This window comes from Streptomyces sp. AK010, from assembly GCF_014207295.1.
GTDB classification, from domain to species: domain Bacteria; phylum Actinomycetota; class Actinomycetes; order Streptomycetales; family Streptomycetaceae; genus Streptomyces; species Streptomyces massasporeus.
The window spans coordinates 204,403-230,141 of the sequence record NZ_JACHCX010000010.1; the positions used below are offsets into that span (position 1 = coordinate 204,403).

Annotated in this window: 35 protein-coding genes and 1 pseudogene; 18 read left to right on the forward strand and 18 right to left on the reverse strand. The window is 70.9% G+C overall.

Annotated features, from left to right (window positions below; genetic code table 11):
* Positions 1–245: 245 nt before the first annotated feature.
* The gene (locus HDC93_RS20750) at positions 246–476 is read left to right on the forward strand and encodes a hypothetical protein (protein WP_185012370.1); all 231 of its coding nucleotides are present in this window, start codon (positions 246–248) and stop codon (positions 474–476) included.
* A gap of 96 nt (positions 477–572) precedes the next feature.
* On the opposite strand, the gene HDC93_RS20755 is transcribed toward HDC93_RS20750, so the two are convergent.
* Entirely contained in the window at positions 573–920 is a 348-nt protein-coding gene (locus HDC93_RS20755; RefSeq protein WP_185012371.1) for a hypothetical protein, read from the reverse strand.
* A gap of 104 nt (positions 921–1,024) precedes the next feature.
* Between HDC93_RS20755 and HDC93_RS20760 the strand changes: the two genes are divergently transcribed.
* Entirely contained in the window at positions 1,025–1,198 is a 174-nt protein-coding gene (locus HDC93_RS20760; protein ID WP_185012372.1) for a hypothetical protein, read from the forward strand.
* A gap of 204 nt (positions 1,199–1,402) precedes the next feature.
* On the opposite strand, the gene HDC93_RS20765 is transcribed toward HDC93_RS20760, so the two are convergent.
* From HDC93_RS20765 to HDC93_RS20780, 4 genes are all read right to left on the reverse strand, one after another.
* Complete coding sequence (locus HDC93_RS20765) at positions 1,403–1,822, reverse strand: PIN domain nuclease (protein ID WP_185012373.1); 420 nt, start codon at positions 1,820–1,822, stop codon at positions 1,403–1,405.
* The gene (locus tag HDC93_RS20770; RefSeq protein ID WP_185012374.1) at positions 1,822–2,070 is read right to left on the reverse strand and encodes a type II toxin-antitoxin system VapB family antitoxin; all 249 of its coding nucleotides are present in this window, start codon (positions 2,068–2,070) and stop codon (positions 1,822–1,824) included. The genes HDC93_RS20765 and HDC93_RS20770 overlap by 1 nt, the downstream gene beginning before the upstream one ends.
* Positions 2,071–2,744: 674 nt before the next feature.
* The gene (locus tag HDC93_RS20775) at positions 2,745–3,518 is read right to left on the reverse strand and encodes a hypothetical protein (protein WP_185012375.1); all 774 of its coding nucleotides are present in this window, start codon (positions 3,516–3,518) and stop codon (positions 2,745–2,747) included.
* Between the two features lie 13 nt (positions 3,519–3,531).
* A complete protein-coding gene (locus HDC93_RS20780) occupies positions 3,532–3,729 on the reverse strand; it encodes a hypothetical protein (protein WP_221516937.1) in 198 nt (65 codons plus the stop codon).
* Positions 3,730–4,020: 291 nt separating this feature from the next.
* Here HDC93_RS20780 and HDC93_RS20785 point away from each other — a divergent pair, with 291 nt between their 5' ends.
* Positions 4,021–4,914: a glycosyltransferase family 2 protein gene (locus HDC93_RS20785; RefSeq protein ID WP_185012377.1), complete on the forward strand. Its 894-nt coding sequence runs from the start codon at positions 4,021–4,023 to the stop codon at positions 4,912–4,914.
* A gap of 514 nt (positions 4,915–5,428) precedes the next feature.
* Here the strand turns inward: HDC93_RS20785 and HDC93_RS20790 are convergent.
* Together HDC93_RS20790 and HDC93_RS39710 are read right to left on the reverse strand one after the other, a co-directional pair.
* Entirely contained in the window at positions 5,429–7,168 is a 1,740-nt protein-coding gene (locus tag HDC93_RS20790) for a bifunctional 3'-5' exonuclease/DNA polymerase (protein ID WP_185012378.1), read from the reverse strand.
* A 52-nt stretch (positions 7,169–7,220) separates the two neighbouring features.
* The gene (locus HDC93_RS39710; RefSeq protein ID WP_398985800.1) at positions 7,221–7,553 is read right to left on the reverse strand and encodes a hypothetical protein; all 333 of its coding nucleotides are present in this window, start codon (positions 7,551–7,553) and stop codon (positions 7,221–7,223) included.
* 6 nt (positions 7,554–7,559) lie between these two features.
* Here HDC93_RS39710 and HDC93_RS20800 point away from each other — a divergent pair, with 6 nt between their 5' ends.
* Complete coding sequence (locus HDC93_RS20800) at positions 7,560–8,699, forward strand: DUF2786 domain-containing protein (RefSeq protein WP_185012379.1); 1,140 nt, start codon at positions 7,560–7,562, stop codon at positions 8,697–8,699.
* 32 nt (positions 8,700–8,731) lie between these two features.
* Here HDC93_RS20800 and HDC93_RS20805 read toward each other — a convergent pair whose 3' ends face one another.
* The 4 genes from HDC93_RS20805 to rpmB form a co-directional block, all read right to left on the reverse strand.
* Positions 8,732–9,259 carry a DUF4232 domain-containing protein gene (locus tag HDC93_RS20805; RefSeq protein ID WP_185012380.1) on the reverse strand — a complete coding sequence of 176 codons (528 nt, stop codon included), beginning with the start codon at positions 9,257–9,259 and terminating at the stop codon, positions 8,732–8,734.
* 601 nt (positions 9,260–9,860) lie between these two features.
* Positions 9,861–10,376, reverse strand: a complete 516-nt coding sequence (locus HDC93_RS20810; protein ID WP_398985803.1) for a hypothetical protein — start codon at positions 10,374–10,376, stop codon at positions 9,861–9,863.
* A gap of 114 nt (positions 10,377–10,490) precedes the next feature.
* Positions 10,491–10,796 carry a 30S ribosomal protein S14 gene (rpsN, locus tag HDC93_RS20815; protein WP_185012381.1) on the reverse strand — a complete coding sequence of 102 codons (306 nt, stop codon included), beginning with the start codon at positions 10,794–10,796 and terminating at the stop codon, positions 10,491–10,493.
* Positions 10,796–11,032: a 50S ribosomal protein L28 gene (gene rpmB, locus HDC93_RS20820; protein WP_185012382.1), complete on the reverse strand. Its 237-nt coding sequence runs from the start codon at positions 11,030–11,032 to the stop codon at positions 10,796–10,798. Before rpmB ends, rpsN begins: the two co-directional genes overlap by 1 nt.
* 64 nt (positions 11,033–11,096) lie before the next feature.
* On the opposite strand from rpmB, the gene rpmG reads away from it, so the two are divergent.
* The 5 genes from rpmG to HDC93_RS20845 all read left to right on the forward strand — a co-directional run bounded on the left by rpmG (position 11,097) and on the right by HDC93_RS20845 (position 13,897).
* Positions 11,097–11,261 carry a 50S ribosomal protein L33 gene (rpmG, locus tag HDC93_RS20825; protein WP_030846000.1) on the forward strand — a complete coding sequence of 55 codons (165 nt, stop codon included), beginning with the start codon at positions 11,097–11,099 and terminating at the stop codon, positions 11,259–11,261.
* Between the two features lie 2 nt (positions 11,262–11,263).
* Positions 11,264–11,521, forward strand: coding sequence for a type B 50S ribosomal protein L31 (locus tag HDC93_RS20830; protein WP_185012383.1), 258 nt, complete (start codon positions 11,264–11,266; stop codon positions 11,519–11,521).
* A gap of 4 nt (positions 11,522–11,525) precedes the next feature.
* Positions 11,526–12,728, forward strand: coding sequence for a GTP-binding protein (locus HDC93_RS20835; protein ID WP_185012384.1), 1,203 nt, complete (start codon positions 11,526–11,528; stop codon positions 12,726–12,728).
* A gap of 5 nt (positions 12,729–12,733) precedes the next feature.
* Entirely contained in the window at positions 12,734–12,967 is a 234-nt protein-coding gene (gene rpsR, locus HDC93_RS20840; RefSeq protein ID WP_185012385.1) for a 30S ribosomal protein S18, read from the forward strand.
* Positions 12,968–13,678: 711 nt separating this feature from the next.
* A complete protein-coding gene (locus HDC93_RS20845; RefSeq protein WP_045296613.1) occupies positions 13,679–13,897 on the forward strand; it encodes a DUF397 domain-containing protein in 219 nt (72 codons plus the stop codon).
* 92 nt (positions 13,898–13,989) lie between these two features.
* Here the strand turns inward: HDC93_RS20845 and HDC93_RS20850 are convergent, their stop codons facing one another.
* Entirely contained in the window at positions 13,990–14,484 is a 495-nt protein-coding gene (locus tag HDC93_RS20850; protein ID WP_311774589.1) for an ATP-binding protein, read from the reverse strand.
* Positions 14,485–14,679: 195 nt separating this feature from the next.
* Positions 14,680–14,850, reverse strand: coding sequence for a hypothetical protein (locus HDC93_RS20855; protein ID WP_179878927.1), 171 nt, complete (start codon positions 14,848–14,850; stop codon positions 14,680–14,682).
* Between HDC93_RS20855 and HDC93_RS20860 the strand changes: the two genes are divergently transcribed.
* From HDC93_RS20860 to HDC93_RS20880, 5 genes and pseudogenes are all read left to right on the forward strand, one after another.
* Positions 14,849–15,673: a helix-turn-helix transcriptional regulator gene (locus HDC93_RS20860; protein ID WP_051715698.1), complete on the forward strand. Its 825-nt coding sequence runs from the start codon at positions 14,849–14,851 to the stop codon at positions 15,671–15,673. The genes HDC93_RS20855 and HDC93_RS20860 overlap by 2 nt on opposite strands.
* 118 nt (positions 15,674–15,791) lie before the next feature.
* On the forward strand, positions 15,792–17,255 hold the full coding sequence (locus tag HDC93_RS20865; protein WP_185012387.1) for an aldehyde dehydrogenase family protein: 1,464 nt from the start codon (positions 15,792–15,794) through the stop codon (positions 17,253–17,255).
* A gap of 105 nt (positions 17,256–17,360) precedes the next feature.
* Positions 17,361–17,912: a DinB family protein gene (locus HDC93_RS20870; protein WP_185012388.1), complete on the forward strand. Its 552-nt coding sequence runs from the start codon at positions 17,361–17,363 to the stop codon at positions 17,910–17,912.
* A gap of 10 nt (positions 17,913–17,922) precedes the next feature.
* Positions 17,923–18,564: a PadR family transcriptional regulator gene (locus HDC93_RS20875; protein ID WP_185012389.1), complete on the forward strand. Its 642-nt coding sequence runs from the start codon at positions 17,923–17,925 to the stop codon at positions 18,562–18,564.
* A gap of 6 nt (positions 18,565–18,570) precedes the next feature.
* Positions 18,571–18,852 (forward strand): annotated as a pseudogene (locus tag HDC93_RS20880) (ABC transporter permease); the annotation flags it as partial.
* Positions 18,853–18,863: 11 nt separating this feature from the next.
* On the opposite strand, the gene HDC93_RS20885 reads toward HDC93_RS20880, so the two are convergent.
* Positions 18,864–19,244 carry a hypothetical protein gene (locus HDC93_RS20885; RefSeq protein ID WP_260419674.1) on the reverse strand — a complete coding sequence of 127 codons (381 nt, stop codon included), beginning with the start codon at positions 19,242–19,244 and terminating at the stop codon, positions 18,864–18,866.
* Positions 19,241–19,564: a hypothetical protein gene (locus HDC93_RS20890; protein ID WP_185012390.1), complete on the reverse strand. Its 324-nt coding sequence runs from the start codon at positions 19,562–19,564 to the stop codon at positions 19,241–19,243. Before HDC93_RS20890 ends, HDC93_RS20885 begins: the two co-directional genes overlap by 4 nt.
* 121 nt (positions 19,565–19,685) lie before the next feature.
* On the opposite strand from HDC93_RS20890, the gene HDC93_RS20895 reads away from it, so the two are divergent.
* Entirely contained in the window at positions 19,686–20,480 is a 795-nt protein-coding gene (locus tag HDC93_RS20895; protein WP_185012391.1) for a helix-turn-helix transcriptional regulator, read from the forward strand.
* Positions 20,473–20,694 carry a DUF397 domain-containing protein gene (locus tag HDC93_RS20900; protein ID WP_185012392.1) on the forward strand — a complete coding sequence of 74 codons (222 nt, stop codon included), beginning with the start codon at positions 20,473–20,475 and terminating at the stop codon, positions 20,692–20,694. The genes HDC93_RS20895 and HDC93_RS20900 overlap by 8 nt, the downstream gene beginning before the upstream one ends.
* A gap of 24 nt (positions 20,695–20,718) precedes the next feature.
* Here the strand turns inward: HDC93_RS20900 and HDC93_RS20905 are convergent, their stop codons facing one another.
* Positions 20,719–22,125: a glutamate decarboxylase gene (locus HDC93_RS20905; RefSeq protein ID WP_185012393.1), complete on the reverse strand. Its 1,407-nt coding sequence runs from the start codon at positions 22,123–22,125 to the stop codon at positions 20,719–20,721.
* Positions 22,126–22,167: 42 nt separating this feature from the next.
* Positions 22,168–23,460: an ion channel protein gene (locus tag HDC93_RS20910; RefSeq protein WP_398985818.1), complete on the reverse strand. Its 1,293-nt coding sequence runs from the start codon at positions 23,458–23,460 to the stop codon at positions 22,168–22,170.
* 93 nt (positions 23,461–23,553) lie between these two features.
* Here HDC93_RS20910 and HDC93_RS20915 point away from each other — a divergent pair, with 93 nt between their 5' ends.
* Positions 23,554–24,315 carry a MerR family transcriptional regulator gene (locus HDC93_RS20915; protein ID WP_185012395.1) on the forward strand — a complete coding sequence of 254 codons (762 nt, stop codon included), beginning with the start codon at positions 23,554–23,556 and terminating at the stop codon, positions 24,313–24,315.
* 19 nt (positions 24,316–24,334) lie between these two features.
* Here HDC93_RS20915 and HDC93_RS20920 read toward each other — a convergent pair whose 3' ends face one another.
* Positions 24,335–24,700 carry a YbjQ family protein gene (locus HDC93_RS20920; protein WP_184848451.1) on the reverse strand — a complete coding sequence of 122 codons (366 nt, stop codon included), beginning with the start codon at positions 24,698–24,700 and terminating at the stop codon, positions 24,335–24,337.
* 134 nt (positions 24,701–24,834) lie between these two features.
* On the opposite strand from HDC93_RS20920, the gene HDC93_RS20925 reads away from it, so the two are divergent.
* Complete coding sequence (locus HDC93_RS20925) at positions 24,835–25,737, forward strand: VTT domain-containing protein (RefSeq protein ID WP_185012396.1); 903 nt, start codon at positions 24,835–24,837, stop codon at positions 25,735–25,737.
* Positions 25,738–25,739: the final 2 nt, after the last annotated feature.

The window sequence follows — 25,739 nt, forward strand, 5'->3', positions numbered from 1 at the left end:
GCCGATCAGGACCTGCGCATGGTGCTCGACACGTTGGTGGACCTGGGCGCGATCGAGCGTGAGCGGGGGAGGGCCGATCCGGTGTTCGAGGTCGATCTTTCCGCCGAACCCGAATTGCCTGAGGGCATGCCGCCGGAGCTCGCGGAGTTGCTGGGCGCCGCAGGGGTGGCGCCGGACCCGGCGGCACAGGAGCGTGACCGCCGCCTGCGTGAGGAGCTGAGTGCCGCCGGGCCGGCTACCGGGACATGGAGTTGTTCATCGACGGGCTCGGTGACGTCGCCCTCGCCGACCGGCTGCGGATCGCCATCACCGAGCGGGGCGCCTTCCGGTGTTTCAAGGACGTCCTCGCCCGGGACGAGCGCGCCTGGCGTAGGTACCACCGGCTCCGTGATGAGCGACAGCGCGGCCGGGCCCGCGCCTGGTTGGCGGAGGAGGGCTATTGCCCGTCCGCGTCACGCAGCACGTCCTCGCGCTGACCGTCGCGATCATGGCACGACGACCACGCCGGACAGCCAGTCCTGCGCTCACTGCCCGCCTGTGATCACTGATCCCTTGGATCGGAATCAGTCATCTCAGCGGGGCGTCAGGCCGGCGTCGGTGAGGCGGCGCATCAGTGAGGGCTTGCCGCGGTGCTGCTCGCGCAGGTCGTCAAGGCGCCGGGCGAATTCCTCGGGGGTGCCCGCTCGGTCGTGGAGGTCGCGGAGATCCTTCAGGAGGGTGACAGCGGTGTCGTAGGGGCCGGGCTGCTTCCGTCCGATCAGGTGGGCGATGTCCTGCCAGCCATGCTGGGTGTTCTCGGCCAGGTGGTCCAGGTGGCTCTCGCGCGCCCGCTGTTCGGCTCGGCGGGCCTGGGCGCGGGCCTGTTCCTGCTGTCGGGTGCGAGCGGGTGCCGCGTGCTGCCGACGACTGGTCGGTGGCATGGTCCGGGTGCGGTTGTGAGCTGTGCCGTGCCCTTGGCGCGTTCCTCGGCTCCCGGTCGCGGCGGGTCCTCGAATGGCCACTGGCGAAGGGGGGACGACGGCATGTGCACACGAGGATCGACTCGGCCGAGTTGCGGGTGCGCCACCAGATCAGGCGGCAGGGGCGCCCGTACACGCTGGTGCTGACGAAGACCCAGGAGCTGTTCACCCGTGAGCAGACGGTCCGCGGCCAAGCCGCGGCGGATCTGGCATGGCTGATGTCGCTGCGGAACGGATGACCGCGGCCTCCGGCCGGGTGGCCTTGTCGTGCGGATACGCCCATCGGAACCGGTTCGTCGACCGAGGTGACCGCCGCGGCGTTGCCACCGGCGCGGAGAGTCGTCACCGGCGGCCGTCTTCGCCCCCGAGCTTGACCGTCCGGGCACCGCGCTACCGCAGGAGACGTACCCACCCTGCGAGATTGGGTGGGAGGCTCGACCTGTTCAACGGTCGGCGCTCCCGGGCGGGACGACCCATTCGGTGGGTTGGCCGGTGAGGGAGGCGATCATGTCGAAGTCGCCGTCGTAGTGGAGGACCGTCCGCTGGTGCAGTTCTGCCGTGGCGGCGATCAGCAGGTCGGGGAGGGACAGGGCGCGGTGGAAACCCGCGTTGAGAGCGTGACGCTGGACTTCCAGGGCGCGGGCGAAGGCGCGGTCGTCGGCGTGGAGGTAGTCGAAGGCGTGGAGCCAGGTGCTGATCCGTGTCGCCTCCGAGCTGTCCCGTGCGGAGTGGATCATCTCGTACTCGGTGGGCTGGCACACGGCGAGGAGGTAGCGCTCATGCAGGGGCTTGAGTACGTCCTTGACGTTCGGCTTCGTCCAGCGGGCCAGGGCGGACTTGTCGATCAGGTAGCGGTCCTGCATCAGGCGGCCCGGCCTCCGTCGCCGTCGCGCTTGAGGGAGCCGTCCGCGTTGCGGGGCCCGGTGTTCTCGACGATCTCACTGAAGTCGAGCTCGCCGGCCTCGATGGCGTCGAAGCCCTCTTGTCGGAGGTGCCTCTTGACGGCGTCTTCCATGGCGAGGCGGACGGCTTTGGCCTTTGTCTTGGTCCCGAAGATACGCATGGCCTCGGTGACCATGTCTTCGTCGAGGTCGATGACGGTTCTGGCCATGTGGAGATCCTCTCGGAGATGCTTCCGCTAGTGAAACGATACCATTCATCGTCTATGGCAGATATCGTTTCCTTCGGGGATCTCCCCTCATGGATGGAGGCTGTGGCGTTCATGGCGACACACTGCGCGGTCACTCCTTGTGGAAGATGGACAGTCGTCCTGATGTCAGGCTCCGCCCCTGTCGTGGGTTGCATCAGAAGCGACGGGATGGCGAGAGGCGGCTGGCCAAGCAGCCCCGTCGGTGGACAGCCGGTGGACAGAAGCCTTTGGACGGTTCGTCACGGGGTGGCGCAGGTCAACCTGGCGCACATGCTTTGATCAGCAAAAACGCCACCGGACAGCATGGCGAGGCACTGGGTAACACGAGTGCTCGCGGTCTCGTAATGCGTAGGTCTCGGGTTCGAATCCCGAAGGCGGCTCCATCGTAACCCCAGGTCGGGCCTCTGACCTGGGGTTTCTTGTCTTGGGTGACCTGGGAACATCGGTAATCAGGCACTTCCGTCTGTGCATCGCAACGCCTTGCTTGCGCGAAGCGCCCCGGGTGGACAGCCGTGCGTGATCCTCCGTCAGGGGACTTCTGCTGCCGCCCTGGGGCATGGGTGAATTCCACCGGTCTCCGATGAAACGACAGGCGCCTCGCCTGCCGTCCGCCATGGGCGACGCAGGCCGGTGCTTCACCGCTGCTGCTGCCCGGGCGGCCGGTCGGCGTAGTCCTCGACCAGGTTGCTGATGAGCGCCAGGAGGGCGTTGGCTCGGAAGCGGTCCTGGTGTTGGGTGCGGAGGGTCTGGTGGGCCTCGCGGAGCCGGGTCAGGGCGGTCGGCTCGCGGTTCTGTACCGCTTCGAGCAGCGGGTCGGAGACCAGGTCCAGGCAGGCGCTGAGCAGTCGGCGGGTGGCCGGGGTCGGTGGGGCGGGGTCGGGGGCGGTGTAGGCGGTGGTCAGGTAGCGCGACGGATCGGTGAGGCTCCAGCCGACGACGGTGCCGTGCTGGACCAGGAGCGCCACGTCCGGGGCGATGCCGATGGCGGCCTCCAGAGGTTCGTCGAGGACGTCGACGTTGCGCAGACAGGTCAGTACGGCGTCCTCGGGAGCGCGGCACAGCACCGTGCACATGTCCAGCCGGAAGTCCCGGACGTCGTCCGCCATGAGCCCGCCCGGGCGTACCGCGGGCAGGACGGGGACGCGGTCGGAGATTTCTGCGTACGTGGACACATATGGCATCTGGAATTCGGCTCCCACCAGTTTCCGGCTGTCCTGGTCGAAGCGGAGGATGTCGGGGGTGTCCCACAGCCAGTCCTGGCTGCCGAACGTGGCCGAGAGGAACCGCTCACGCTCCTCCGTGTTCGCGTAGTGCGCGACGTCCACGGAGTTGCCCGTGAAGCGGGGGGTGAGGGGCAACTGATCGGCCGTCACCGTTGCGTGCCAGCCGTCGCCCAAGGTCAGTCTCATGGTCGATGCCGTCTCATTTGATCTGCACTGCCGGAGCCATGTAGCCGTTCTTGGCTGGAATCCTGCCCTCCACCACGTCGGCGTGGGTGATCGGTTCGCCGGGGTCGGTGGGCAGGCCGCCCAGCGCCTCGGCCCCGGACTCGCCCTTGATGCCCGACGGACCGTATGCCGTGATGACATTGCCTCCTCCGGCGCCGCCACCCCTGGCCACCACGACGTCCTCGCCCTGTCGGAAGATCAGGTTTCCGCTGCCCGCCGTTGAGTGCGGTCCATCGCCTGGTCGAGCCGGTCCAGCACGTCCGGTCTCCTTCCTTTCGTGCCTCACGCCAGGCAGCGCGTGCCCTGCCGCACCCGACATCCTGTGCCCGCTCCGGTCGGGTGCCGCCTGCGCTGAACGGCGTAGGGGAACCGCCGTCCGGCAGGCGTACTCAAGGGGTCCCTACCGTGAACGGCTAGCATCGCCCGTCAATCAGTCAGCTGCCGACCGGTACGAGGTGAGGACATGGGGGCGCCCAGGATCGCCGTCGCCGTGGTGACGATGGGCAACCGGCCCGACGAGGTCGAGGCCCTGCTGGAGTCCGTGGCCAAGCAGGACGTGCCGCCCGAGCGGATCGTCATCGTCGGCAACGGCTGCCCGCTGCCCGACTTCGCCCGGCGGCTGTCGCTGCCCGGCGAGGTCACCGCCGTCGAGCTCGACGAGAACCTCGGCTGCCCCGGCGGGCGCAACGCGGCCCTGGCACGGCTGCGGGAGTTCGGTGACATCGACGTCGTGGTGGATCTGGACGACGACGGTCTGCTCGTCGACGCCGACGTGCTGCGCCGCGTGCGGGACCTGTACGCCGGCGACGAGCGGCTCGGCATCGTCGGCTTCCGCATCACCGACGAGCTCGGTGAGACGCAGCAGCGGCACGTGCCCCGGATCGGCAACTCGGACCCGCTTCGCGGCGGTTACGTCACCGGGTTCCTCGGCGGCGGGCACGCGCTGCGGATGGCGATGCTCGACGAAGTCGGCGACTGGCCCGCCGAGTTCTTCTTCGCGCACGAGGAGACCGACCTCGCGTGGCGCGCCGTGGATGCCGGGTGGCGGATCCTGTACGCGCCGGAGCTGCTGCTCCGGCATCCGAAGACCTCGCCCGCCCGGCACGCCATCTACTTCCGGGTGAACGCCCGCAACCGGGTCTGGCTGGCCCGCCGCCGGCTGCCGCTCCCGCTCGTCCCCGTCCACCTGGGCGTGTGGGTGCTGCTCACCCTCGCCCGGAACCGGTCGCGCGCCGGACTGCGGGCGTGGTTCGGCGGGTTCGTGGAAGGCGTACGGGAGCCGGCGGGGGAGCGGCGGCCCATGCGGTGGCGGACGGTGTGGCGGCTCACCCGGCTGGGGCGACCGCCCGTCATCTGACGCCGTGCAGGTGTCGGATGGCGACCGCCCGTCATCTGACGCCGTGCAGGTGCCGGAGCGAGCGATGGGGAGGACTCCGCCGGAGCGATGGAGAGGGCCGCGCCGGGGCGAGTGGGCCCGTCGGAGCGATGGAGTGGGCCCCGGTCGATCACCTCTGCCGACCGGGACCCGGATCCGGCCGCGGCGGCGACACTCCCCCGAGTTGCGCGTCCAGACGCGCGCACCGCCGGGCCGGATCCGATGTAGTGATCACATCAGGCTTTGCCAACCGATGGCTGACATTCGGCCAACGGTTCGCCGTTGTGTCGTCTCCCGGGCCGGAAGTTACTAAGCCAACGTCGAGGACGGCCAGGGCAGCGGCAGGTCCCGGTGGAAGCACGGGCTGCTGCTGCGCGAGCGGGGGCACATCGGCGAGGCGCGCGAGGAGTGGGGCTCCGCGCCGGCGGCGCTGGAGGGCACGGACGAGCGGGCGGTGGTCAGGGAGCTGCGTGAGCTCCTGGCGCGTTCCGTCTGATCACTTGGCGTCCGCGTAGCACTCCACCACCGCCGTCGTGAACGGGAACCGCACCGGTGTGTCCCCGAAGGTCAGCCTGCCGGCCAGGTCCGCCGCCTCGCGGATCGCCGCCACGACCGCCTCCGTCTCCTCCTCGGGGCAGTGCACGATCACCTCGTCGTGCTGGAAGAAGACCAGCTCGGCCGCCAGCTCCGCGCAGGTCCTGCGCAGCGCGGCGAGCAGGAGCAACGCCCAGTCGGCGGCGCTGCCCTGGACGACGAAGTTGCGGGCGAAGCGGCCTCGGGCGCGGGCGTTGGTGGAGGCGTATCCGGGCACCCACTGCCCGCCGTCCGACTGCTCGTCCTCCCCGGAGCCGGAGCCGGAGCCATAACCGCCCCCGGAGCCGGAACCTTCGGCAGCCGTCGGGATGCCGGCCTCCTCGCTCGCGTCGTCCGTCCTCCGGGCCGCGGGCGGGCAGGTCCGGCCGAGCCAGGTGCGTACGAGCCGGCCCTCCTCACCGGCCCGGGCCGCGTCGTCGACGTACGCCACCGCCCTGGGGAAACGGCGTCGAAGCGCGGCGAGGTTCTTCAGGCCGTCGCCGGAGGTCTGGCCGTAGACCGCGCCGAGCACGGCGAGTTTGGCCTGGGAGCGGTCGCCGGAGAAGGCCCGGTCGGAGACGGACTGGTACAGGTCGGTCTCCCGGCCGGCCACCTCCATCAGGCCGGGGTCGCGGGAGATCGCCGCGAGGACGCGCGGTTCCATCTGGTCGGCGTCGGCGACGACGAGCCGCCAGCCGGGGTCGGCGACCACGGCGCGCCGGATCACCTTGGGGATCTGGAGCCCGCCTCCGCCGTTGGTGACCCAGCGCCCGGTCACCGTCCCGCCCGCGAGGAACTCCGGCCGGAAACGGCCCTCGCGGACCCAGTCCTGGAGCCAGGACCAGCCGTGGGCGACCCAGATGCGGTACAGCTTCTTGTACTCGATCAGGGGCTTCACGGCGGGGTGGTCGACCGTCTGGAGCTCCCAGCGGCGGGTCGAGGAGACCTTGATGCCGGCCTGGGAGAAGGCTTTGACCACGTCGGCGGGCAGATCGGGGCGGACGCGTCTGCCGAACGCGGCGGACACCTCGTCGGCCAGCTCGGCCAGGCGGCGCGGCTCGCCGCCGCCCGCGTACCGCTCGCCCAGCAGGTCCTGCAGCAACGCGCGGTGCACCTCGGCGCTCCAGGGCAGCCCGGTGCGGTTCAGCTCGGCGGCCACCAGCATGCCCGCCGACTCGGCGGCCGTCAGCAGCCGCATGCGGTCGGGGTGCTCTGCGCTCGCGTGCCGCCGCTGCTGCTCGGCGTAGACCGCGAGGAGGTCCGGCAGGGGCAGGTGGACGCCCCGGGGCTCGAACAGGGAGGACTGGGAGCCCGGTTCGGCGGAGCGCTGCGGTGGATCGGGAGGCACGGGGCCGCCGCGCAGCCGGGCCAGGGCGGCCGCGGCCGAGCGTGGTTCCCCGTACCGCCCCTCGTGGCCGAGGAGGAGGGTCTCGGCGGCTTCGATGTCGTAGCACCGCTCGGCTCGCACCCCCGTGGCGAGCAGGCGCGGGTAGACCTCGGCGGTGGACCGCCACACCCACCGCGTGACGCCGGGACGGCTCCGGACGGACTCGGCGGGATCGGCCTCCCGCTGCACCGGGCCGGCGGGCAGCCCGTCCGGACCGAGGGGGGCGACGTCCACGCCACCGTCCTCGGCCGGAGCGAGTGCCCACCGGTCGGCCATGCTGCGAGTGTGCCAGGGGGGTCTGACAACGCCCCGGCGGCGCAGGCCGCCGTCAGGACTCGTCCAGCACCTCCTTCTGTGCCTGCACGATCTTCTCCAGCACCGCGGCGACGTACCGCCCGGTCTGCTCCTTGCCGATGCCGATGCCGATGCCGATGCCGATGCCGATGCCGAGGCCGCTGAGGACGCCCTCGCCGTTCTCGTGCTCCAGCAGCGCGAGCAGGATGTGCTCGGTGCCCCTCGAAGCCCCGCCGCGCCGGGGCGAGCGAATTCGGGAGTGAGACGTACGGGATCGCGGGCGTCGGTCCGGGGCCGAATCCGGAAGCGGGTCCGCGGGTCGCCCTTGCGGGGCCGGGCCGGCCCTGGCGTGCCGACATGGCACCATCGGCCCGTGAGTACGTCCACCACCGTCGACCGCGCGTTCGGAGCGGCCCTCTACCAGACCGGCGAGACGGCCCTCGACACCGGCGCGTCCCTGCTCGCCTCCGACCCGGCGGCGGACGCCGAACTCGACCGGCGTGGGGAGGAGTTCGTCGCGGCGGCCTGGCGGCGCGGCTGGCAGCCCGCCGACGTCGTACGGATCGTGCGACGCGAACTGGACGACGTCCACGTACTCCTCGTGGCCGCGCTGATCCGCGCGCAGGCACCCGGCGACGGACCCCGGGGCCACCGCTGGAACACGCAGCTCGCGGAACTCCCCGCCGACGCCCCGCCCCGCACCGACCGCTTCTCGTACGCCACCGCCGTACTGGAACTGTACCGGCTGCTGCTGCGGCTGCCCTCCCTGGAGGCCCTGGAAGACGCGCCCGGGGAGGCACTGACCGAGTCCCGCATGCTCACCCGCATCCGTGCCCTGCTCGCCAAGGCCGAGGCCACCGGGTTCCCGGAGGAGGCGGAGGCGCTCAGCGCCAAGGCGCAGGAGCTGATGGCCCGGCACAGCGTGGACGAGGCGCTGCTCGCGGCGCGGGCGCCCTCCCCGGACACCCCCGGGGCCTGCCGGATCGGGGTCGAGCCGCCGTACGAGCAGGCCAAGGCGGTGCTGCTGGACGCCATCGCCGGCGCCAACCACTGCCGGGCGGTGTGGAGCGAACCCCTCGGCTTCTCGACCGTCGTCGGATTCGAAACCGACCTGGAGGCGGTCGAACTCCTCTACACCTCACTCCTGGTGCAGGCCACGACCGCGATGACGAAGGCGGAGGCCGCGCTGGGGGCGCCCCCTGCCCGAGCGCAGCCGAGAGCTCGGGGGAGGGCGGGCGGCCGCAAGCGCACCAAGACGTTCCGGCAGTCGTTCCTCGCGGCCTACGCCCACCGCATCGGCACCCGTCTGGCGGCGGCTGCCGAGACCCAGGTGACCGACGACCTGCTCCCGGTCCTCGCCTCCCGCGAGGTCGCCGTCACCGGGAGGCTGGACCGGATGTTCCCGGAGACCACCACGACCCGGCTGCGCGGGGTGCGGGACGCGGCGGGCTGGACGCAGGGCGCGCAGGCGGCGGACCGGGCCCAGGTCCGGCACCGGCCGCCGCTGCGCTGACCTGCGGTCGTCGGTCAGTTTTGTCAGTCCCGTCAGTCGCCCGACGTCTCGAAGCCGCTCACCGACGGCTTCTGGTCATCCGTCCAGTCGACCGCGCCGTACGACCAGGTCAGTTCGTGCGCCGTCCTGGTGTCGCCGGGCAGGGTGAAGGACGCCTTGCGCACGTCGAGGCTCCCCGGGGAGCCCGCCTCGCTGCGGACGTAGGTGATCGTGAAGGACGTGGTGCCGCCCTTCCCGAGGGTCAGCGACTGGGGCTTCGCGCCCTCGTCCGGAAGGACGGAGGTCGTCTTGTCGTCGGCCAGCAGGTCCACGCCGGGGAAGCCCTTCAGGGTGCACTGCGCGCCCTTGTTGCTGAGCGTCACGGTGACGGTGCCGGTGTCGCCGGCGGCCGGGGCGGCGGCGGCGCCGACCTCCACGCCCATGTCACCGAGCGCGCAGGCCGAGTCGCTCGGCCGGTCCGCGTTCTTGACGTCGTCGCCACCGGACTTGTCGTCGCTGCAGCCGGTCAGCAGGACCGTCGCGGCGAGGGCGGCGGCCAGGGTGAGGGAGTAGGTGCGCATGAGGTCCTCTGGACGTGTCGAACGAAAGCGGCATCGGGCCCCTGGATCATCACGCACGCGACTGCCGCAGGGGCACGCACCCCCTACGATTCCCCCGAACGCCGGACGGGCCCTTGGGGTCCTTGGACTCGCGGTGCCTTCCCGGACGTGGAGGGGGCCGCTGGGCTCGTGGTGACTTTCCGGACGCCGGACGGGTCCTTGGGCTCGCGGTTACTTCCCGGACGCGGGCGGGCCACTGGGCCCCCGCTGACTCCGCGAACGCCGGACCGGTCCTTGGACTCGCGGTGCCTTCCCGGACGTGGATGGGGCCGCTGTGCTCGTGGTGACTCTCCGGACGCCGTCGGGCCGCTGTGCTCGTGGTGGCTCTCCGGACGCCGTCGGGCCGCTGTGCTCGTGGTGGCTCTCCGGACGCCGACGGGCCGCTGTGCTCGTGGTGGCTCTCCGGACGCCGACGGGCCGCTGTGCTCGTGGTGGCTCCCCGGACGCCGACGGGCCACTGGGCCCCCGCTGACTCCTCTCCCGCTGACTCCTCCCCGAACGCCGGACGGGCCGCGGTGCCCGCAGGCGATCCGCGGCCCGTCCGTACGTACGCCGTCGGGTGTCAGCCGAGGCTCGCCGTCGGCAGTCCCGTCGGGAGCTTGCCGCCCTCGGTCTTCCGGTAGGTCTCCGCGCCGAGGCCGCCCTCCCAGGTGACCTTGAGGCTGCTCCCGTTCACGGAGTCGACCATGCCGGTCGCCCGGTCCTTGGAGCCGTCCGTGCACTTCAGGCGGATCATGCGCATCCCGGACTCCTCGCCCGCGGTGCCGCTGCACACGCTCCCGCCGGTGCCGAACAGCGCGGCCTGCTTGCCGGTGATCACCAGGGCCACGGCCTTGCCGTCGGTCGTCGCGAGCCAGCTGCCCGCCAGTTCGCCGCCGGCCGAGTCCCCGGAGCCGGACCCGGAGTCGCCGCCCGTACCGGCGGACGAGGAGGCGGACGGGGACGCGCTGGAGGCCGTGTCGTCGCCCGAACCGCCGTCGCTGCTGCACGCGCTCAGCACGAGCACGCCCGCCAGCCCCGCGGCCGCCGCCGCGACGCGCACGGCGCCGGAGCGGCGCGAGAAGATCACCGAAGTCACAGCAAGCCCCCAAGCTGTAGCCGGCCGACCGGCCCGGACGGCACCGGCCGGCCACCTGGCCGGAACGATCGCAGCAAGCTATCAGGGCCCGTCAAGGGCCCCCGGGTCCGCCTCTCACCAGGACGACTTGCGCACCCCGGGCAGATACCCCGCGTGCGCCTGCTCCCGCAGACTCACCCGGGACAGCCCGAACGCCCGGAAGTAGCCGCGCGGCCGGCCGTCGACGCCGTCGCGGTTGCGCACGCGCGTGGCGCTCGCGTCGCGCGGCTGCCTGCGCAGCTCCGCCTGTGCGGCGAGCCGTTCGGCCTCCGTCGACGACGGCCGTCGGATGATCTCCTTCAGTTCGGCCCGCCGGGCGGCGTACCGCGCGACGACCTCCTGCCGCCTGTCGTTCTTCGCGATCTTGCTCTTCTTGGCCATCAGACCCTCACTCCCCGGGCGCGGATCCGGGCGACGGCCGCCTCGATCCCGATCGTGTCGACGGTCTTGATCCCCTTGGTGCTGAGCCGGAGCCGTACGTGCCGGCCCTCGCTCGGCAGCCAGTAGCGCTTCGACTGGATGTTGGGGTCGAACCGGCGCGACGTGCGCCGGTGGGAGTGCGAGATGCGGTTGCCGAAGCCCGGCCGGGTGCCGGTCAGCATGCAGTGCGCGGACATGGGTGGTGACGTACCTCTCTGCTCAGACGATGGAAATGGATTTCATTTTCAGTATCATAGCGGCATGGCACGCAACGAACTCCGTCCGGTCATCAAGCTCCGGTCCACCGCCGGGACCGGCTTCACCTACGTGACCCGCAAGAACCGCCGCAACGACCCGGACCGCATGACCCTGCGCAAGTTCGATCCGGTCGCCGGCCGCCACGTCGACTTCCGAGAGGAGCGCTGACCATGCGCCAGGGAATCCACCCGGAGTACGGCCCCGTCGTCTTCCGCGACCGTGCCGCGAACTACGCCTTCCTCACCCGCTCGACCCTGTCCGCCACGGCGAGCGAGAAGACCGTCGAGTGGGAGGACGGCAACACCTACCCGGTCGTCGACGTCGAGATCTCCGACGTGAGCCACCCCTTCTACACCGGCACGGCCCGCGTCCTGGACACCGCCGGCCGCGTGGAGCGCTTCGAGCGCCGGTACGGAAAGAAGGGCTGATCCCGTGGCTGTTCCTCCCGGTCTCCCCGTCGTGATCGTCGGCGGGCTGCACGCCGACGCCCGCAGGGCGGCCGTCGCTCGGCTGCTCGCCGACGTCCCCGGCAGTGTCGTCCTCCACCACGACCTGGCGACGGCCGCCGCGGGCACGGTCGTACGGACCATCAGGGGCGCCTCCGGCATCCTCGACGCGGGGGAGGCGCCGCTGGTCAACGACTGCGCGTGCTGCGCCCTGCGTGAGGATCTGGTGCCCGAGCTGGAGCGGCTGCGGGACGCCGGCGGCACCCGGCTCGCCGTCGTCGAGCTGTGGGACTCGGTCGAGCCCAAGGCCATGGCCGAGGTCGTCACGGCCGGCGGGCTCACCGTCACCGGTGTGATCACCGCAGTCGACCCGGCCCTGGTCCTGCCGTACCTCGGCAACGGCGACGACCTGGCCGACGGCGGGCTCGCCGCGGCCGCCACCGACCAGCGCACGGTCGCCGACACCTTCGCGCGCCAACTGGAGTACGCCCCCGTCCTCGCGGTCGCCGATTCCCCGGAGGCCGACGACGAGGACCGCGAACTGCTCGCGCAGCTGCACCCGACGGCCCGCCAGGTCCCGATCGGCCGGGCAGCCCCCGCGGACCCGGTCGACGACGGTCTGACGGTGCCGACCCCGCGCCTGCGTCCGCTCTCCCCGCTGGCCCGGGCCGCCCTGGCCGGCTTCGACGTGGAGGCGGCTGCCGCCGCCCAGCACCCGGCCTGCGCCCTGCTGCCCGCCGAGGCCGACGCGCACGGCGTCTCCACGCTGGTCTGGAACCGGCGCCGCCCCTTCCACCCGGAGCGGCTGTACGCCGCGCTGGAGGACCTGACCTGCGCGGCCGCCCGCAGCCGGGGCCGCTTCTGGCTCGCCGACAAGTCCGACACGCTGTTCCACTGGGACGCGGCCGGCGGTGCCCTGTGTGTGGAGAGCGCGGGCCCCTGGCTGGCCTCCCTGCCGGACGCGGCCTGGGAGATGGTCCCGCCGGTGCGCCGGGCCGCCGCCGCACTGGACTGGGACGCCGAGCACGGCGACCGCTGCCAGCACCTCGTCTTCACCTCGCCCGGCCTCGACCGGGACGGCCTGGAGCGGCTGCTGGAGTCCTGCCTGCTGACCGACGCCGAGTACGCCGCCGGGCGCGACGCCTGGCAGCGCCTGCCGCACGCCTTCGACACCCTCCTGGAGGTCTGACCCCCATGCCGCGCAAGCCCGACCGCAAGCCCGCCAAGGACCGGCCCAACCCCCTGGACCGGGCCGGGATCACGTACATCGACTACAAGGACACCGAGCTGCTGCGGAAGTTCATCTCCGACCGCGGCAAGATCCGCAGCCGCCGGGTCACCCGGGTGTCGTCCCAGCAGCAGCGACAGCTGGCCAGGGCGATCAAGAACGCACGCGAGATGGCGCTGCTGCCGTACGCCACCCGCTGAGCGGGTCCGATCAGGGTGAGGTTCCCCACGCTTGACGGGTGGGGCCTCCCGCCCATGACGTGACGGGGCCGGACCGCCCCCGCCGGCCGACGGCCGGGGCACGGGTCGCGACGGGCCATCGGGACCGGCCGGGCACCGGCCGGACGCCGGTCGGGCCTGCCGGGCCGCGGTCGTCGTCCGGGCGGTCCGGGACGCGCGCCGCGCGGGTCGTCCGGGTCCGAACGCCGAGCGGGTGTCCGGCGATGGTCCGAGCACCGCACCGGCAGGGAGGACGACCCGCACCTCCTGCGACCGGCCTATTTCTCCCCGTCCTCGCAGGCCGCAGCGGTATTCCGGATGCCGGTCGGCCAGTCGAACGGCCGTCCCGCCGCCCCGCGCCTCAGCTCCCGCTTCTCCTGCGCTGCTCCGCCGCGGCCGTCCCGCACCGCAGCCGAGCGGATGCTCCGCCTCCACCGGACCTCCCCGAATCCGGCGACTTCGTCGCAGGCCACCGGGAACGAGAGGCGGGGCGGGGCCGTCAAACAGTCGAGAGCTTCGGTAAAGCGGTCGTCAAAGCTGTAACCGCGGGACCACCCCGCGTGCACGTGCATCTGCCCATGCATCTGCACATGAACAGAGCTATGATCCGGGTCAGTTGACCACTGCACCAATGGCCACACCAGCCAGTGCACCACCGGGGAGCGACCTGTGGATCACGACGCGTACAACGGCATGGCGGCCGCCGGGCTGCACGGTGTGGCCTGGCAGAAGAGCCGGCACAGCAACTCGCAGGGCTCGTGCGTGGAGTTCGCCCGGCTGCCGGGCGGCGACGTGGCCGTGCGCAACTCGCGCTTCCCCGACGGTCCCGCGCTCGTCTACACCCGTGCGGAGATCGAAGCGATGCTGCTGGGAGTGAAGGACGGCGAGTTCGACCACCTGGTGGGCGGCTGACGATCCGCCAGGCCCCGGAGAAAAGGGGGCAATCGGCACTCAACGTGCGGTGACGCGCGTAGAACCGCGACGCGAGGAAGCGCCGCGGTTTCTCATTCGCCGACCGTCCGTGAACCGGTCCGCGGCAGCCGGAACAGCGCCCAGACCACCTTGCCGTCGAGCGCGCCCGCGAGCGGATGCCAGCCCCAGCTGTCGCTGAAGGAGTCGACGAGGAACAGCCCGCGGCCCGACTCGGCTGAGAAGTCGTCGGTCTCCCGGGCGACCGGGCTGTCGTGGCTGGGATCGCGCACCGCGCACACCAGTCGCTCGGTCCACCGCATCAGGTGCAGCCGCACGGCGGCTTCACGGCCGCCGGTGCACGCGCCGGCCGCCGGGAGGCCGTGCCGCAGGGCGTTGGTGACGAGTTCCGAGACCACCAGGCAGACGTCGTCGAACCGCTCGCCCATGTCCCACTGGTCGAGGGTTCTGCGGGTGAAGTGCCGGGCCTCGCGCACCGCTTCGTAGCGGGCGGGCAGAGCGCAGGAGGCGGCGTCGGACACGGCCGCGGGATCCAGCGGCGGAAGGCCCTGCCGTAACGGCTCGAGCATGGTCGATCCATTCGTCCCCATGCGAGGCACTCCCGGGAATTCGCGGTCGGTGCGATGCGGCGGTGGTGCGGGACCATGGTTTCGGATGCGTACAGCAGATGCAAGGGCAGATGCACGTGCAGGTGACCGGAATGCGATGTCCCGTACCGCTTGTTGGTCAATTTTTCCGTCATCTTCATGTCTCTCTTCGGCCGTTCACTTGCCTTCTTCTTGCTCCCGCGCGCGAGCGTCGACCGTCTCGATTCCGTTTCCGTAACCGGACGAGTACTGCTCGAAGTGTTTTAGTGGCAGACTGCGGCCCCTGAAGACGTTGGGGAGGCTGGCGAACGTGAGCGCGGGAGAGCCGGGATCGGTGGTGCGGCGCATGCTGCTCGGATCACAACTCAGGCGACTGCGTGAGGCGCGGGGGATCACGCGCGAGGCGGCGGGCTATTCGATCCGCGCCTCCGAGTCGAAGATCAGCCGGATGGAGTTGGGCCGGGTGAGCTTCAAGACCAGAGACGTCGAGGACCTGCTCACCCTGTACGGCATCACGGACGAACAGGAACGCGCCTCCCTGCTGTCGCTGGCGAAGGAGGCCAACGTCGCCGGGTGGTGGCACAGTTACTCGGACGTGCTGCCCAGCTGGTTCCCGACCTACGTCGGCCTGGAGGGCGCCGCCTCACTGATCCGGGCGTACGAGGTGCAGTTCGTGCACGGCCTGCTGCAGACCGAGGCGTACGCGCACGCGGTGGTCCGGCGGGGCATGCAGGGCGCGAGCGAGGCCGACGTCGAGCGCCGGGTCGCGCTGCGTCTGGAGCGGCAGAAGTACCTCGTCGACGAGCGCGCGCCCGACTTCCACATCATCCTGGACGAGGCCGCCCTGCGCCGCCCGTACGGCGACCGCGAGGTGATGCGGGGCCAGCTCCAGCACCTCATCGAGATCTCCGAGCGGCCCAACGTGCGCCTCCAGGTGGTGCCGTTCAGCCTCGGCGGCCACTCCGGCGAAAGTGGCGCGTTCACGATCCTCAGCTTCCCGGAGTCCGACCTGTCGGACGTCGTCTACCTGGAGCAGCTCACCAGCGCGCTGTACCTGGACAAGGCCGAGGACGTCGCCCAGTACGAGAAGGCGCTCAAGGAGCTCCAGAGCGACAGCCCGGGCCCCTCGGAGAGCCGGGACCTTCTGCGCGGACTCCTCCAGCTCTCCTGAAGGATCCCTCCGAGTCTCCCCAAGGACCCCTCCAACTGGCCTGAAACACAAGTACGATGACGTGTGATCAGATCGTGGAGGCGCGATCAGGGGTCTGCTTAGGGATCGAGGGATCACATTGTCGTCGTCCTGCTTCACCGACCTTGCACAGCAGTACATCGACGGTGAGTGGCGCCCGGGTACCGGTTCCTGGGACATCATCGACTTCAACCCGTACGACGACGAGAAGCTCGCGTCGATCACCATAGCCACGGCCGACGAGGTCGATCAGGCGTACCGGGCGGCGGCCCGCGCCCAGAAGCAGTGGGCCGCGACCAACCCCTACGCCCGCCGGGCGGTCTTCGAGAAGGCGCTGCGCCTGATCGAGGAGCGCGAGGCCGAGATCTCCGAGGCCATCATCGCCGAGCTCGGCGGCACGCGTCTGAAGGCCGCCTTCGAGCTGCACCTCGCCAAGGAGTTCCTGCGCGAGGCGGTCCACCTGGCGCTGGCCCCCGAGGGCCGGATCATCCCCTCGCCGGTGGACGGCAAGGAGAACCGCGTCTACCGTGTGCCGGTCGGCGTCGTGGGCGTGATCAGCCCCTTCAACTTCCCGTTCCTGCTGTCGATCAAGTCCGTCGCCCCGGCGCTCGCGCTCGGCAACGCCGTGGTGCTCAAGCCGCACCAGAACACCCCGATCGTCGGCGGCTCCCTGGTCGCGAAGCTCTTCGAGGACGCGGGGCTGCCCGGCGGGCTGCTGAACGTCGTCATCACGGACATCGCGGAGATCGGCGACGCCTTCATCGAGCACCCGGTCCCCAAGGTCATCTCCTTCACCGGTTCCGACGCCGTCGGCCGGCACGTGGCGACCGTCTGCGCCCGGCTGTTCAAGCGTTCCGTCCTCGAACTGGGCGGCAACAGCGCGCTGGTGGTCCTCGACGACGCCGACATCGACTACGCCGTCGACGCGGCGGTCTTCAGCCGGTACGTCCACCAGGGCCAGGTGTGCATGGCCGCCAACCGGGTCCTCGTGGACCGGTCGGTCGCGGACGAGTTCACCGAGAAGTTCGTCGCGAAGGTCAAGACCCTCAAGACGGGCGACCCGCGCGACCCGGAGACCGTCATCGGCCCGGTCATCAACTCCTCGCAGGCGGAAGCCCTCTCCGGGGTGGTCGAGCAGGCCCTCGCCGAGGGCGCCACGGCCCTGGTGCGCGGCGGGCGGACCGACAACCTCGTCGAGCCGTCCGTGCTCACGGACGTCCCCGCCGACTCCGCGCTGCTGCGGCAGGAGGTCTTCGGGCCGGTCGCGTTCCTGGTCCCGTTCGACGGCGAGGAGGAGGCCGTACGCCTCGTCAACGACACCCCGTACGGCCTGAGCGGTGCCGTCCACACCGGGAACATCGAGCGGGGTGTGGCGTTCGCCAAGCAGATCGACACGGGCATGTTCCACGTGAACGACGGCACCGTCCACGACGAGCCGATCGTCCCCTTCGGCGGTGAGAAGCACTCGGGCATCGGCCGGCTCAACGGCGACACGATGCTGGACTCGTTCACCACGACCAAGTGGATCTCGGTGCAGCACGGCCGGAGCGGGTTCCCGTTCTAGAACCTCTCGGCGCCCGGGCCCTTGCGGACAGAAACTGACCGCAAGGGCCCGTAGCTTGGTCGTTGTCGGGGGAGAGGCCCCCTGACCAGGCGAAAGGCGGCGGTCATGGTCACTCACGTTCCGGCGGAGGCACACGGCGACGAGCGCGGGGCGCTCCTGTCCTTCATCGCCGAGCAGCGCGGAGGGGTCCGCCGGGCGGTGCTCGGGCTGACGGACGAGCAGGCCTCGTCGCGGCCGAGTGCGAGCGAGCTGTCCCTCGCCGGGCTGGTCAAGCACGTCGCCGAGGTCGAGCAGATGTGGATCTCCCTGGCCAAGGGCGAGCCGCCGGCCGTCGTGCGGGACCAGACCAACTGGCACGAGTGCTTCCGGCTGGTCGAGGGCGAGACGGTCGAGTCGCAGCTGGCGTACTGGGAGAAGGTCGCCGCCGAGACGGAGGCCTACATCCGCTCGGTGCCGAGCCTCGACGACACCTTCGCGCTGCCGGCACAGCCCTGGTTCCCGCCGGACGGCCGGGTCTCGCACCGCTGGCTCTGTCTCCACCTCATCCGCGAGACGGCCCGGCACGCCGGTCATGCCGACATCGTCCGCGAGTCCCTGGACGGCAGGACCGCATTCGAGCTGGTGGCCGAGGAGCAGCGGGCGGTGGCAGAGGCATAGCCTTGGCCGCATGTCAACGATCCGCCTCCTCGTGCTCGGCGCGGTCCGTATGCACGGGCGGGCCCACGGCTACCAGGTGCGCAACGACCTGGAGTACTGGGGCGCGCACGAGTGGTCCACCGCCAAGCCCGGCTCGATCTACCACGCGCTGAAGCAGATGGCGAAGCAGGGGCTGCTGCACGCGCACGAGATCGCCCCGTCCACGGCCGGCGGTCCGCCGCGCACGGAGTACGAGATCACCGGGCCGGGCACCGAGGAGTACTTCCGGCTGCTGCGGGAGGCGCTGGTCACCTACGACCAGCGGGGGGACATGAAGGCGGCCGCCGTCGGCTTCGTCGTCGACCTGCCGCGTGCCGAGGCGGTCGCGCTGCTGAAGGAGCGGACCCTGCGGATCGAGCAGTGGCGGGCCGCCGTCCTGGAGCACTACGTGCCCGAGGAGGGGCCCGGGCAGCTCGGGCACATCGGCGAGATCATGAACATGTGGGTCCACACGGCCGACTCCGAGGCCGAGTGGACCCGCGGTCTCATCGAGCGCATCGAGGGCGGCGCCTACACCTTCGCCGACGAGGGCGACCCGTTCGTCGGCGTCCTGGCGGAGGACGAGGAGAACCCGTACGCGACGGGGGAGCGGCACCCGGGGGACGCTCACTAATCAAAACTGGTCGCGGGCAAGCCCGAGATGGTCCAGGCCGTGCAGATCCTGGTCTGGCCGGTCGGCTTCCTGTCCAACGCCCTGGCCACCCCCGGCTCGATGCCCGGCTGGCTGGGCACGGTCGTCGAGTGGAACCCGATGTCCCACACGGCCACGGCCGTCCGCGACCTGCTCGGCGTACCCGGCACGGAATCCGGGCACGTGTGGGCGGCCGTCGCCTGGCCTCTGGCTCTGCTGGCGGTGTTCTTTCCGCTGGCGGTGCGCAGGTTCGGTCGGCTCAGCCGGTGAGTGCGGAGGTTTCAGCCCTCCGTACGTGACGGGAGGACGGCTGATGCCTCGCCGGCATCGGGAGAGGAGCCCTCGCCCGGACAGGAACGCGCCTTGACGTCCGCATATACGAGAAGACGGGCGCCCCTGCTCTCCGCGATGCGGCACACGTCGGTCAGGGCCTCGCTCACGCGGGCGAGGAGGTAGCGGAGCTGGGCGGCGGTCACGTGCTCGTCGTCGAGCATGTCGGAGAGGTGGGCGAGCAGGTCACCGGCCATGTCGAGCTGGACGCTCTCGGTCGTGTCGGCGGCCCGGGAGAGGCGACCGCTGCCGTCGGTCAGGAGGTAGCAGGGCCTGCCTTCGGGGCTTGACCAGGGCAGGAGGCGGGCGGGGGTGAGGGCGTGGTGTGTCATGCGGTCAGTCCCAGGTGCGTCGGGTGCGGGTGTGGGGGCAGGTGGATGCGGATGCCCTGCGGGGCGATCAGCAGGGAGCGGCGCCGGGCTTGTCGGCGCCTCTCCTGCTCTCGGCGCTCGTGCGCGATGACGTAGGGGCGTACGAGGTTGTGGTCCTCGCCGCGGAGAGGGCGTGCGCCGGAGCAGTGCGGGGGCGGCCCCGCGGCGGGCGGGGGCGCGGGGCTGTCGTAGCCGTCCCGTGCGTCGAGCCGACGTCGTCCCGTACCGGGGGCGACGAAGTCGAGCAGCGGTGCGAGGAGGCGGGCGATGAGGTCGAGCATGACGTGACTCCGTGATCGATGTCGCGTTCTGTAGCGATCGACGTACAGAGTGAAACGGCCCGTATTAGGCTCGCCAGAGGGTTCGGTGTGACAGAGCATTTGTCACAGGGGAGTTGATCTCGTGGGCACCAACTACGGTGACTGGCTCAAGGAGCGGCGCGAGGCGGCTGGGCTGACGCAACAGCAGCTGGCCGAGGCCGCGGTCATGACTCGAACGCACATCGCGCATATCGAGGCGGGGCGTCGGGTGCCGTCACGGGAGGACGCGCGGCGGCTGGATGACGTGCTGAACACGGGAAACGTGCTGAGTCGCTTCCTGCCGCAGGAGGAAGTGGCGGTCGCCGACTACTTCGAGGCGGCCCGGCTGCTCGAACAGCAGGCGGTGATGATCCGGGAGTTCGCCCTGTCGTTCGTCCCGGGCATCCTGCAGACGGAAAGGTACGCGCGTGCGGTTCTGAGCACGTCATTCCCTCCGGTGAGTGAAGAGGAATGTGACAGGCTCGTTGTCACACGCCTTGAGCGGGCGAAGATCCTGGACGACCCGGTCACGCCCGTGGTGTGGGCGCTGTTGGACGAGGCGGTGTTGCGGCGGGTCGTGGGTGGCCGGGAGGTCATGGCGGAGCAGATCACGCACATGGCCCTCCTGATGGAGTCGGGGCGCGTCCGTATCCATGTGCTGCCGTTCGAGCTGGGCTTTCACTCGCTTATGGACGGCATGCTCACGTTGATGGAATTCGAAGACCAACCGCCAGTGGCATACGGAGAAGGCGTTCGCATGGGAGCTGTGCACGACTCCCCGTCAGTAGTAAGGGAGTTGCTAGGTCGCTACGATCTTGCGCTCAGCGACGCACTGCCGCTGAAGGAGTCTCTGGCCCTGCTGAGGGCACTAGCGAAGGGCTACGGGCATCATGACTGACCAGGTCATACCGAACGCTGCCGCACACACGGGCTGGCGGGCGTCGTCCTACAGCAACAGCGAAGGTGGCAGCTGCCTCGAAATCCTCGACGGCCACCGCCGGGGCGTTCCCGTACGCGACTCGAAGACCCCCGACGGACCCGCGCTGATCGTTCCGGGGCCCGCCTGGTCGACGTTCGTCACGGCGGTCAAGAGCGGCTCCTTCCCCTCCTGACCGCCTGCTGACGCACCCGGCTCGCTAGTGGTGGAAGCTGGTGGCCGCCCCCTTGTCCCGGGTCAGCGGGTGCGGCTGCCGGCGCAGGTCGGGCAGCAGCCGTTCCAGGTCCTGCGCGAGCAGGTCGGCGAGGTCGGCGGAGAAGCCGTTGCGGCACACCACCCGCAGCACGGACAGGTCCTCCCGGTTGGCCGGGAAGGTGTACGCGGGGACCAGCCAGCCGCTCTCGCGCAGTCGCCGGGAGACGTCGAAGACGTCATAGGCCTTCACGTCCGGCGCGGTCGTGAAGGCGAACACCGGCAGTTCGTCGCCCCGGGTCAGCAGGTGGAAGTCGCCGAGCGCCTCGATCCGCCCGGCCAGTTCCGTCGCCACGTCGCGCGCGGCCTGCTGCACGGCCCGGTAGCCCTGCCGGCCCAGCCGCAGGAACGTGTAGTACTGCGCCACGACCTGCGCGCCCGGCCGGGAGAAGTTCAGCGCGAACGTCGGCATGTCGCCGCCCAGGTAGTTCACCCGGAACACCAGCTCCTCCGGCAGCGCCTCCGCGTCCCGCCAGAGCGCCCAGCCGACACCCGGGTAGACCAGCCCGTACTTGTGCCCCGAAGTGTTGATCGACGCCACCCTCGGCAGCCGGAAGTCCCACACCAAATCCTCGTCGAGGAACGGCGCGACCATGGCCCCGGACGCCCCGTCGACGTGCACGGGGACGTCCAGCCCGGTCCGTTCCTGCAATCCGTCCAGCGCCGCGCACAGGTCCGCGATCGGCTCGTAGGACCCGTCGAAGGTGGAGCCCAGGATCCCGACGACCCCGATGGTGTTCTCGTCGCACAGTTCGGCCGCGGCCTGCGGGTCCAGGTGGAACCGTTCGCCCTCCATGGGCACCAGCCGGGCCTCCACCTCCCAGAAGTTGCAGAACTTCTCCCAGCAGACCTGCACGTTCACGCCCATCACCAGGTTGGGCCGCGCCCCGGGGTAGCGGTCGGCGTTGCGCTGGGCCCAGCGCCGCTTCAGCGCCATCCCGGCGAGCATGCACGCCTCGCTCGACCCGGTCGTCGAACACCCCACGGCACTCGCCGGGTCGGGCGCGTTCCACAGGTCGGCGAGCATCGCCACGCAGCGCCGCTCCAGCTCGGCGGTGCGCGGGTACTCGTCCTTGTCGATCATGTTCTTGTCGCGGCACTCCGCCATCAGGATCCCGGCCTCGGGCTCCATCCAGGTGGTGACGAAGGTGGCGAGGTTCAGCCGGGCGTTGCCGTCGAGCATCAGCTCGTCGCGCACCAGCTGGTGGGCGGTCGCCGGTGCCATGGGCTGGTCCGGGAGCCGGTGCGTGGGCGGGGCCTCGGCCATGTCCCCGAGCGGGTTGGCGGGGCCGTAGAAGGGGTTGACGGACAGGCGGCGTTCGGCGGTCCGCGGGGTGCCTTCGCTGAACGGCATGGGGGCCTCCAGGGGTGGGTTCGAGTGGGGGAGGAGAAGGCGTCAGCGGACGAGTGTGCCGTCCGCGCGCAGCTGCATCTGCGGCCGGCCCGTCACCAGCAGCCAGGCCGGCAGCGAGGCCATGCAGAGCAGGGCGATGACCATCGGTTCGGCGACCAGCACCGCGGCGACGAACAGGCTGATCCAGCCCTGCCGCGTGATCGCCAGCAGCACCCCGAGCACACCGGCGGACACGCCCACCGAGGGATGCACTGCGGGCACCAGGGCGTGCGCGCACAGGCCGAGGGCGGTACCGACGAACACGGCGGGGAAGATCCGCCCGCCACGGAAACCGCAGGACGCGGCGACGACCAGCGCGGCCAGCTTCACCACCGTCATGACGGCGAACTCCCCGGCCGACCAGCCGTCCGGGTCGTGGGCCAGCGTGGCGATCTCGTCGAGCCCCTTGAACAGCGTCAGATGGCCGCCCACAGCCGCGAGGCAGCCGAGCACGACCCCGCCCGCCGGGAGCATCAGCATCGGGTGCCGCAGCCGCTGGAAGGCACTGTGCACATACGGCAGCGCCCGCACGGCGCACATGGCGAGCAGCGCGCCCACCGCGGTGACCACGACGGACGCCAGCAGGTCGGACCACCCCGGCCGGCCGAAGGACGGCAGGCCCAGGTCGAAGCTCGGGTGGTCGAGGAGGGTGACGGTCAGGGAGCCGGCGGCCGCGGCGGTCAGCGGCGCGAAGAGGTTGTCCCACAGCATGCCGCGGGTCTCCTGCGTGGCCAGCAGCTCGGAGATCGCCAGGGCGGCCGCGACCGGGGTGCCGAACAGCGCGCCGATGGTGGCCGCCTCCGCCAGCGCCGGCCAGATCCGTCCGGGTGCCCGGGGGACGAGCCGGCTGCCCAGCCAGACCGCGAGGCCCACGTTCACGGTGATGATCGGGTTCTCGGGGCCGAGGCTGGGTCCGCCGGCCAGCATCAGCGCGGTCACCAGCAGCAGCCCCGGCAGCACCACGGGCGGCAGGACGGGGGCGTCCAGACCGATGGTGGCGGGATCGGGGCCCGCGTGCCCCGGCACCTTCCACACCACCAGCCCGACCGCGATGCCGGTCGCGACGAGCACGACGAACATCCACGCCACGGAGTACCGGCCGATCCCGAGCGCGTCCGGCACGGTCTGCCAGAGCACGTCCTGCAACTGCTCGGCGGCGACCTCCACCCCCACCAGGATCAGGCTGCAGAGCACGCCCACGGCGACGGCGGGCACGATCGAGGGCAGCAGGGCGCGAGCGGGCGTCGAGGGATGGACGGAGGATGCCTGGTCTTCGGATTCCTGGACCACGGGCACACGATAAGCGGATCAAACGGCACAGACAGGAAACACGCTTGCACCTCACGTGGCGTGAGGCCCGACCGTGGAGCGCGGAAGAAGGGAGCGGAAGTGAACTACTCGGTGGGACAGGTCGCGGGCTTCGCCGGTGTCACGGTGCGCACGCTGCACCACTACGACGACATCGGCCTGCTCGTCCCGAGCGAGCGCAGCCACGCGGGCCACCGGCGCTACAGCGACGCCGACCTCGACCGGCTGCAGCAGATCCTGTTCTACCGGGAGCTCGGCTTCCCCCTCGAAAAGGTCGCCGCCCTGCTCGACGACCCGGACGCGGACCCGCGCGCGCACCTGCGCCGCCAGCACGAACTGCTGACCGCCCGGATCGAGAAGCTGCGGAAGATGGCGGCGGCCGTGGAGCACGCCATGGAGGCACGCACGATGGGAATCGACCTCACGCCCGAGGAGAGGTTCGAGGTCTTCGGGGACAACGACCCGGAGCAGTACGCCGAAGAGGTGGAGCAGCGCTGGGGCGACACCGAGGAGTACGCCGACTCGCAGCGCCGCACCGCGAGCTACACCAAGGAGGACTGGAAGCGCATCCAGGCCGAGGCCGCCGACTGGGGCGAGCGCTACGGCGCCCTGATGTCGGCGGACGAGCCGCCCACCGGCGAGGCGGCCATGACCCTGGCGGAGGAGCACCGGCAGCACATCTGCACGTGGTTCTACGAGTGCTCCTACGAGATCCACCGCTGCCTCGGCGACATGTACGTCTCCGACGAGCGGTTCAAGGCGTTCTACGACGCGCTGCGCCCGGGCCTCGCCGAGCACCTGAGGGACGCGATCGTCGCGAACGCGGCACGTCACACCGCCTGACCCCCGGCCCGGGAGTGCCTCACTCCCGGGTCAGGACCACCGCCGTGCCGTACGCGCACACCTCGGTGCCCACGTCGGCCGCCTCCGTCACGTCGAAGCGGAACGCGAGGATGCCGTTGGCGCCACGCGTGCGTGCCTGTTCGACGAGCCGCTCCATGGCCTGGTTGCGGGTCTGCACGAGCGTCTTGGTGAGCCCGCGCAGCTCGCCGCCGACCATCGACTTCAGTCCGGCGCCGATCTGGCTCCCCACGTGGCGGGAGCGCACGGTCAGGCCGAAGACCTCGCCGATCACCTCCCGCACGTGGTAGCCGGGTACGTCGTTCGTGGTGACGACGAGAACCTCGGGGTCGGGGCCCTGTCCGCCGCCGTATTCATCGATGCCCATGCTTCACAGCTTTGACCGGGGCCGGGCACAGTGCATCCTGAGTACGCCCATGGAACCTGGGCCATGACGGCTGCGTTGATACCTTGAGGCAGCCAGCCCCGCCCGTCCCCCACAGCAGCAGGAGCCACATCCCCGTGACCACGCTTGCGCTCGGCCCCGAGTGGCTCAGCCCGGACTACCTGATCTCCACGTTCAGCCTGCCCGGCATCCTGCTCATCGTCTTCGCGGAGTCCGGCCTCTTCGCGTTCCTGCCGGGTGACTCCCTGCTGTTCACGGCCGGCCTCTTCGTGGCCGAGGGCACCTACATCACCCAGCCGCTGTGGCTGGTCTGCACGCTGATCGTGCTCGCCGCCGTCATCGGCGACCAGGTGGGCTACATGATCGGCAAGTTCCTGGGCCCGAAGCTCTTCAGCCGCCCCAACTCCAAGCTCTTCAAACAGGAGAACCTGGACAAGGCCCACGAGTTCATGGAGAAGTACGGCCCCAAGGCCATCGTCCTGGCCCGCTTCGTCCCCATCGTGCGCACCTTCGCCCCCATCGTGGCCGGCGCCGGCCGCATGAAGTACCGCACGTTCCTCACGTACAACGTCATCGGCGGCATCGCCTGGGGCACCGGCGTCACTGTCGCGGGTTACTGGCTGGGCCAGATCGGCTTCATCAAGAAGAACGTCGAGTCGATCCTCATCCTGATCGTCCTGCTCTCCGTCGTCCCGATCATCATCGAGTACCTGCGCGACCGCTCGAAGAAGAAGCGCGCGGCGGCCGAGGCCCCCGCGCAGCGGCAGCAGCCCCAGGACGACGCGACGACCCAGCTCCGCCGCATCACCCCGGACGACCAGCCGCCCCACCAGCGGCCGCAGCAGCCGTACAACGACCGGAACGGCTACAACGACCAGCAGTACTACAACCAGTACCCGCAGAGCCCGGGCTACGGGCAGCAGCAGCCCTACGGCACCCAGCAGCAGCCGCAGCAGCCCTACGGCACGCCGCAACAGCCGTACGGCACGCAGCAGGGGCCTTACAACAACGGCTACTGAGC

Bases quoted from the DNA above. Each gene is read 5' to 3' on its own strand.
- HDC93_RS20750 (WP_185012370.1), top strand. From the start codon at position 246: ATGGAGTTGTTCATCGACGGGCTCGGTGACGTCGCCCTCGCCGACCGG.
- HDC93_RS20755 (WP_185012371.1), bottom strand. From the start codon at position 920: ATGCCACCGACCAGTCGTCGGCAGCACGCGGCACCCGCTCGCACCCGA.
- HDC93_RS20765 (WP_185012373.1), bottom strand. From the start codon at position 1,822: ATGCAGGACCGCTACCTGATCGACAAGTCCGCCCTGGCCCGCTGGACG.
- HDC93_RS20770 (WP_185012374.1), bottom strand. From the start codon at position 2,070: ATGGCCAGAACCGTCATCGACCTCGACGAAGACATGGTCACCGAGGCC.
- HDC93_RS20775 (WP_185012375.1), bottom strand. From the start codon at position 3,518: ATGAGACTGACCTTGGGCGACGGCTGGCACGCAACGGTGACGGCCGAT.
- HDC93_RS20785 (WP_185012377.1), top strand. From the start codon at position 4,021: ATGGGGGCGCCCAGGATCGCCGTCGCCGTGGTGACGATGGGCAACCGG.
- HDC93_RS20790 (WP_185012378.1), bottom strand. From the start codon at position 7,168: ATGGCCGACCGGTGGGCACTCGCTCCGGCCGAGGACGGTGGCGTGGAC.
- HDC93_RS39710 (WP_398985800.1), bottom strand. From the start codon at position 7,553: ATGGTGCCATGTCGGCACGCCAGGGCCGGCCCGGCCCCGCAAGGGCGA.
- HDC93_RS20805 (WP_185012380.1), bottom strand. From the start codon at position 9,259: ATGCGCACCTACTCCCTCACCCTGGCCGCCGCCCTCGCCGCGACGGTC.
- rpsN (WP_185012381.1), bottom strand. From the start codon at position 10,796: ATGGCCAAGAAGAGCAAGATCGCGAAGAACGACAGGCGGCAGGAGGTC.
- rpmB (WP_185012382.1), bottom strand. From the start codon at position 11,032: ATGTCCGCGCACTGCATGCTGACCGGCACCCGGCCGGGCTTCGGCAAC.
- rpmG (WP_030846000.1), top strand. From the start codon at position 11,097: ATGGCACGCAACGAACTCCGTCCGGTCATCAAGCTCCGGTCCACCGCC.
- HDC93_RS20830 (WP_185012383.1), top strand. From the start codon at position 11,264: ATGCGCCAGGGAATCCACCCGGAGTACGGCCCCGTCGTCTTCCGCGAC.
- rpsR (WP_185012385.1), top strand. From the start codon at position 12,734: ATGCCGCGCAAGCCCGACCGCAAGCCCGCCAAGGACCGGCCCAACCCC.
- HDC93_RS20845 (WP_045296613.1), top strand. From the start codon at position 13,679: ATGGCGGCCGCCGGGCTGCACGGTGTGGCCTGGCAGAAGAGCCGGCAC.
- HDC93_RS20850 (WP_311774589.1), bottom strand. From the start codon at position 14,484: ATGCTCGAGCCGTTACGGCAGGGCCTTCCGCCGCTGGATCCCGCGGCC.
- HDC93_RS20860 (WP_051715698.1), top strand. From the start codon at position 14,849: ATGCTGCTCGGATCACAACTCAGGCGACTGCGTGAGGCGCGGGGGATC.
- HDC93_RS20855 (WP_179878927.1), bottom strand. From the start codon at position 14,850: ATGCGCCGCACCACCGATCCCGGCTCTCCCGCGCTCACGTTCGCCAGC.
- HDC93_RS20870 (WP_185012388.1), top strand. From the start codon at position 17,361: ATGGTCACTCACGTTCCGGCGGAGGCACACGGCGACGAGCGCGGGGCG.
- HDC93_RS20875 (WP_185012389.1), top strand. From the start codon at position 17,923: ATGTCAACGATCCGCCTCCTCGTGCTCGGCGCGGTCCGTATGCACGGG.
- HDC93_RS20885 (WP_260419674.1), bottom strand. From the start codon at position 19,244: ATGACACACCACGCCCTCACCCCCGCCCGCCTCCTGCCCTGGTCAAGC.
- HDC93_RS20890 (WP_185012390.1), bottom strand. From the start codon at position 19,564: ATGCTCGACCTCATCGCCCGCCTCCTCGCACCGCTGCTCGACTTCGTC.
- HDC93_RS20900 (WP_185012392.1), top strand. From the start codon at position 20,473: ATGACTGACCAGGTCATACCGAACGCTGCCGCACACACGGGCTGGCGG.
- HDC93_RS20905 (WP_185012393.1), bottom strand. From the start codon at position 22,125: ATGCCGTTCAGCGAAGGCACCCCGCGGACCGCCGAACGCCGCCTGTCC.
- HDC93_RS20920 (WP_184848451.1), bottom strand. From the start codon at position 24,700: ATGGGCATCGATGAATACGGCGGCGGACAGGGCCCCGACCCCGAGGTT.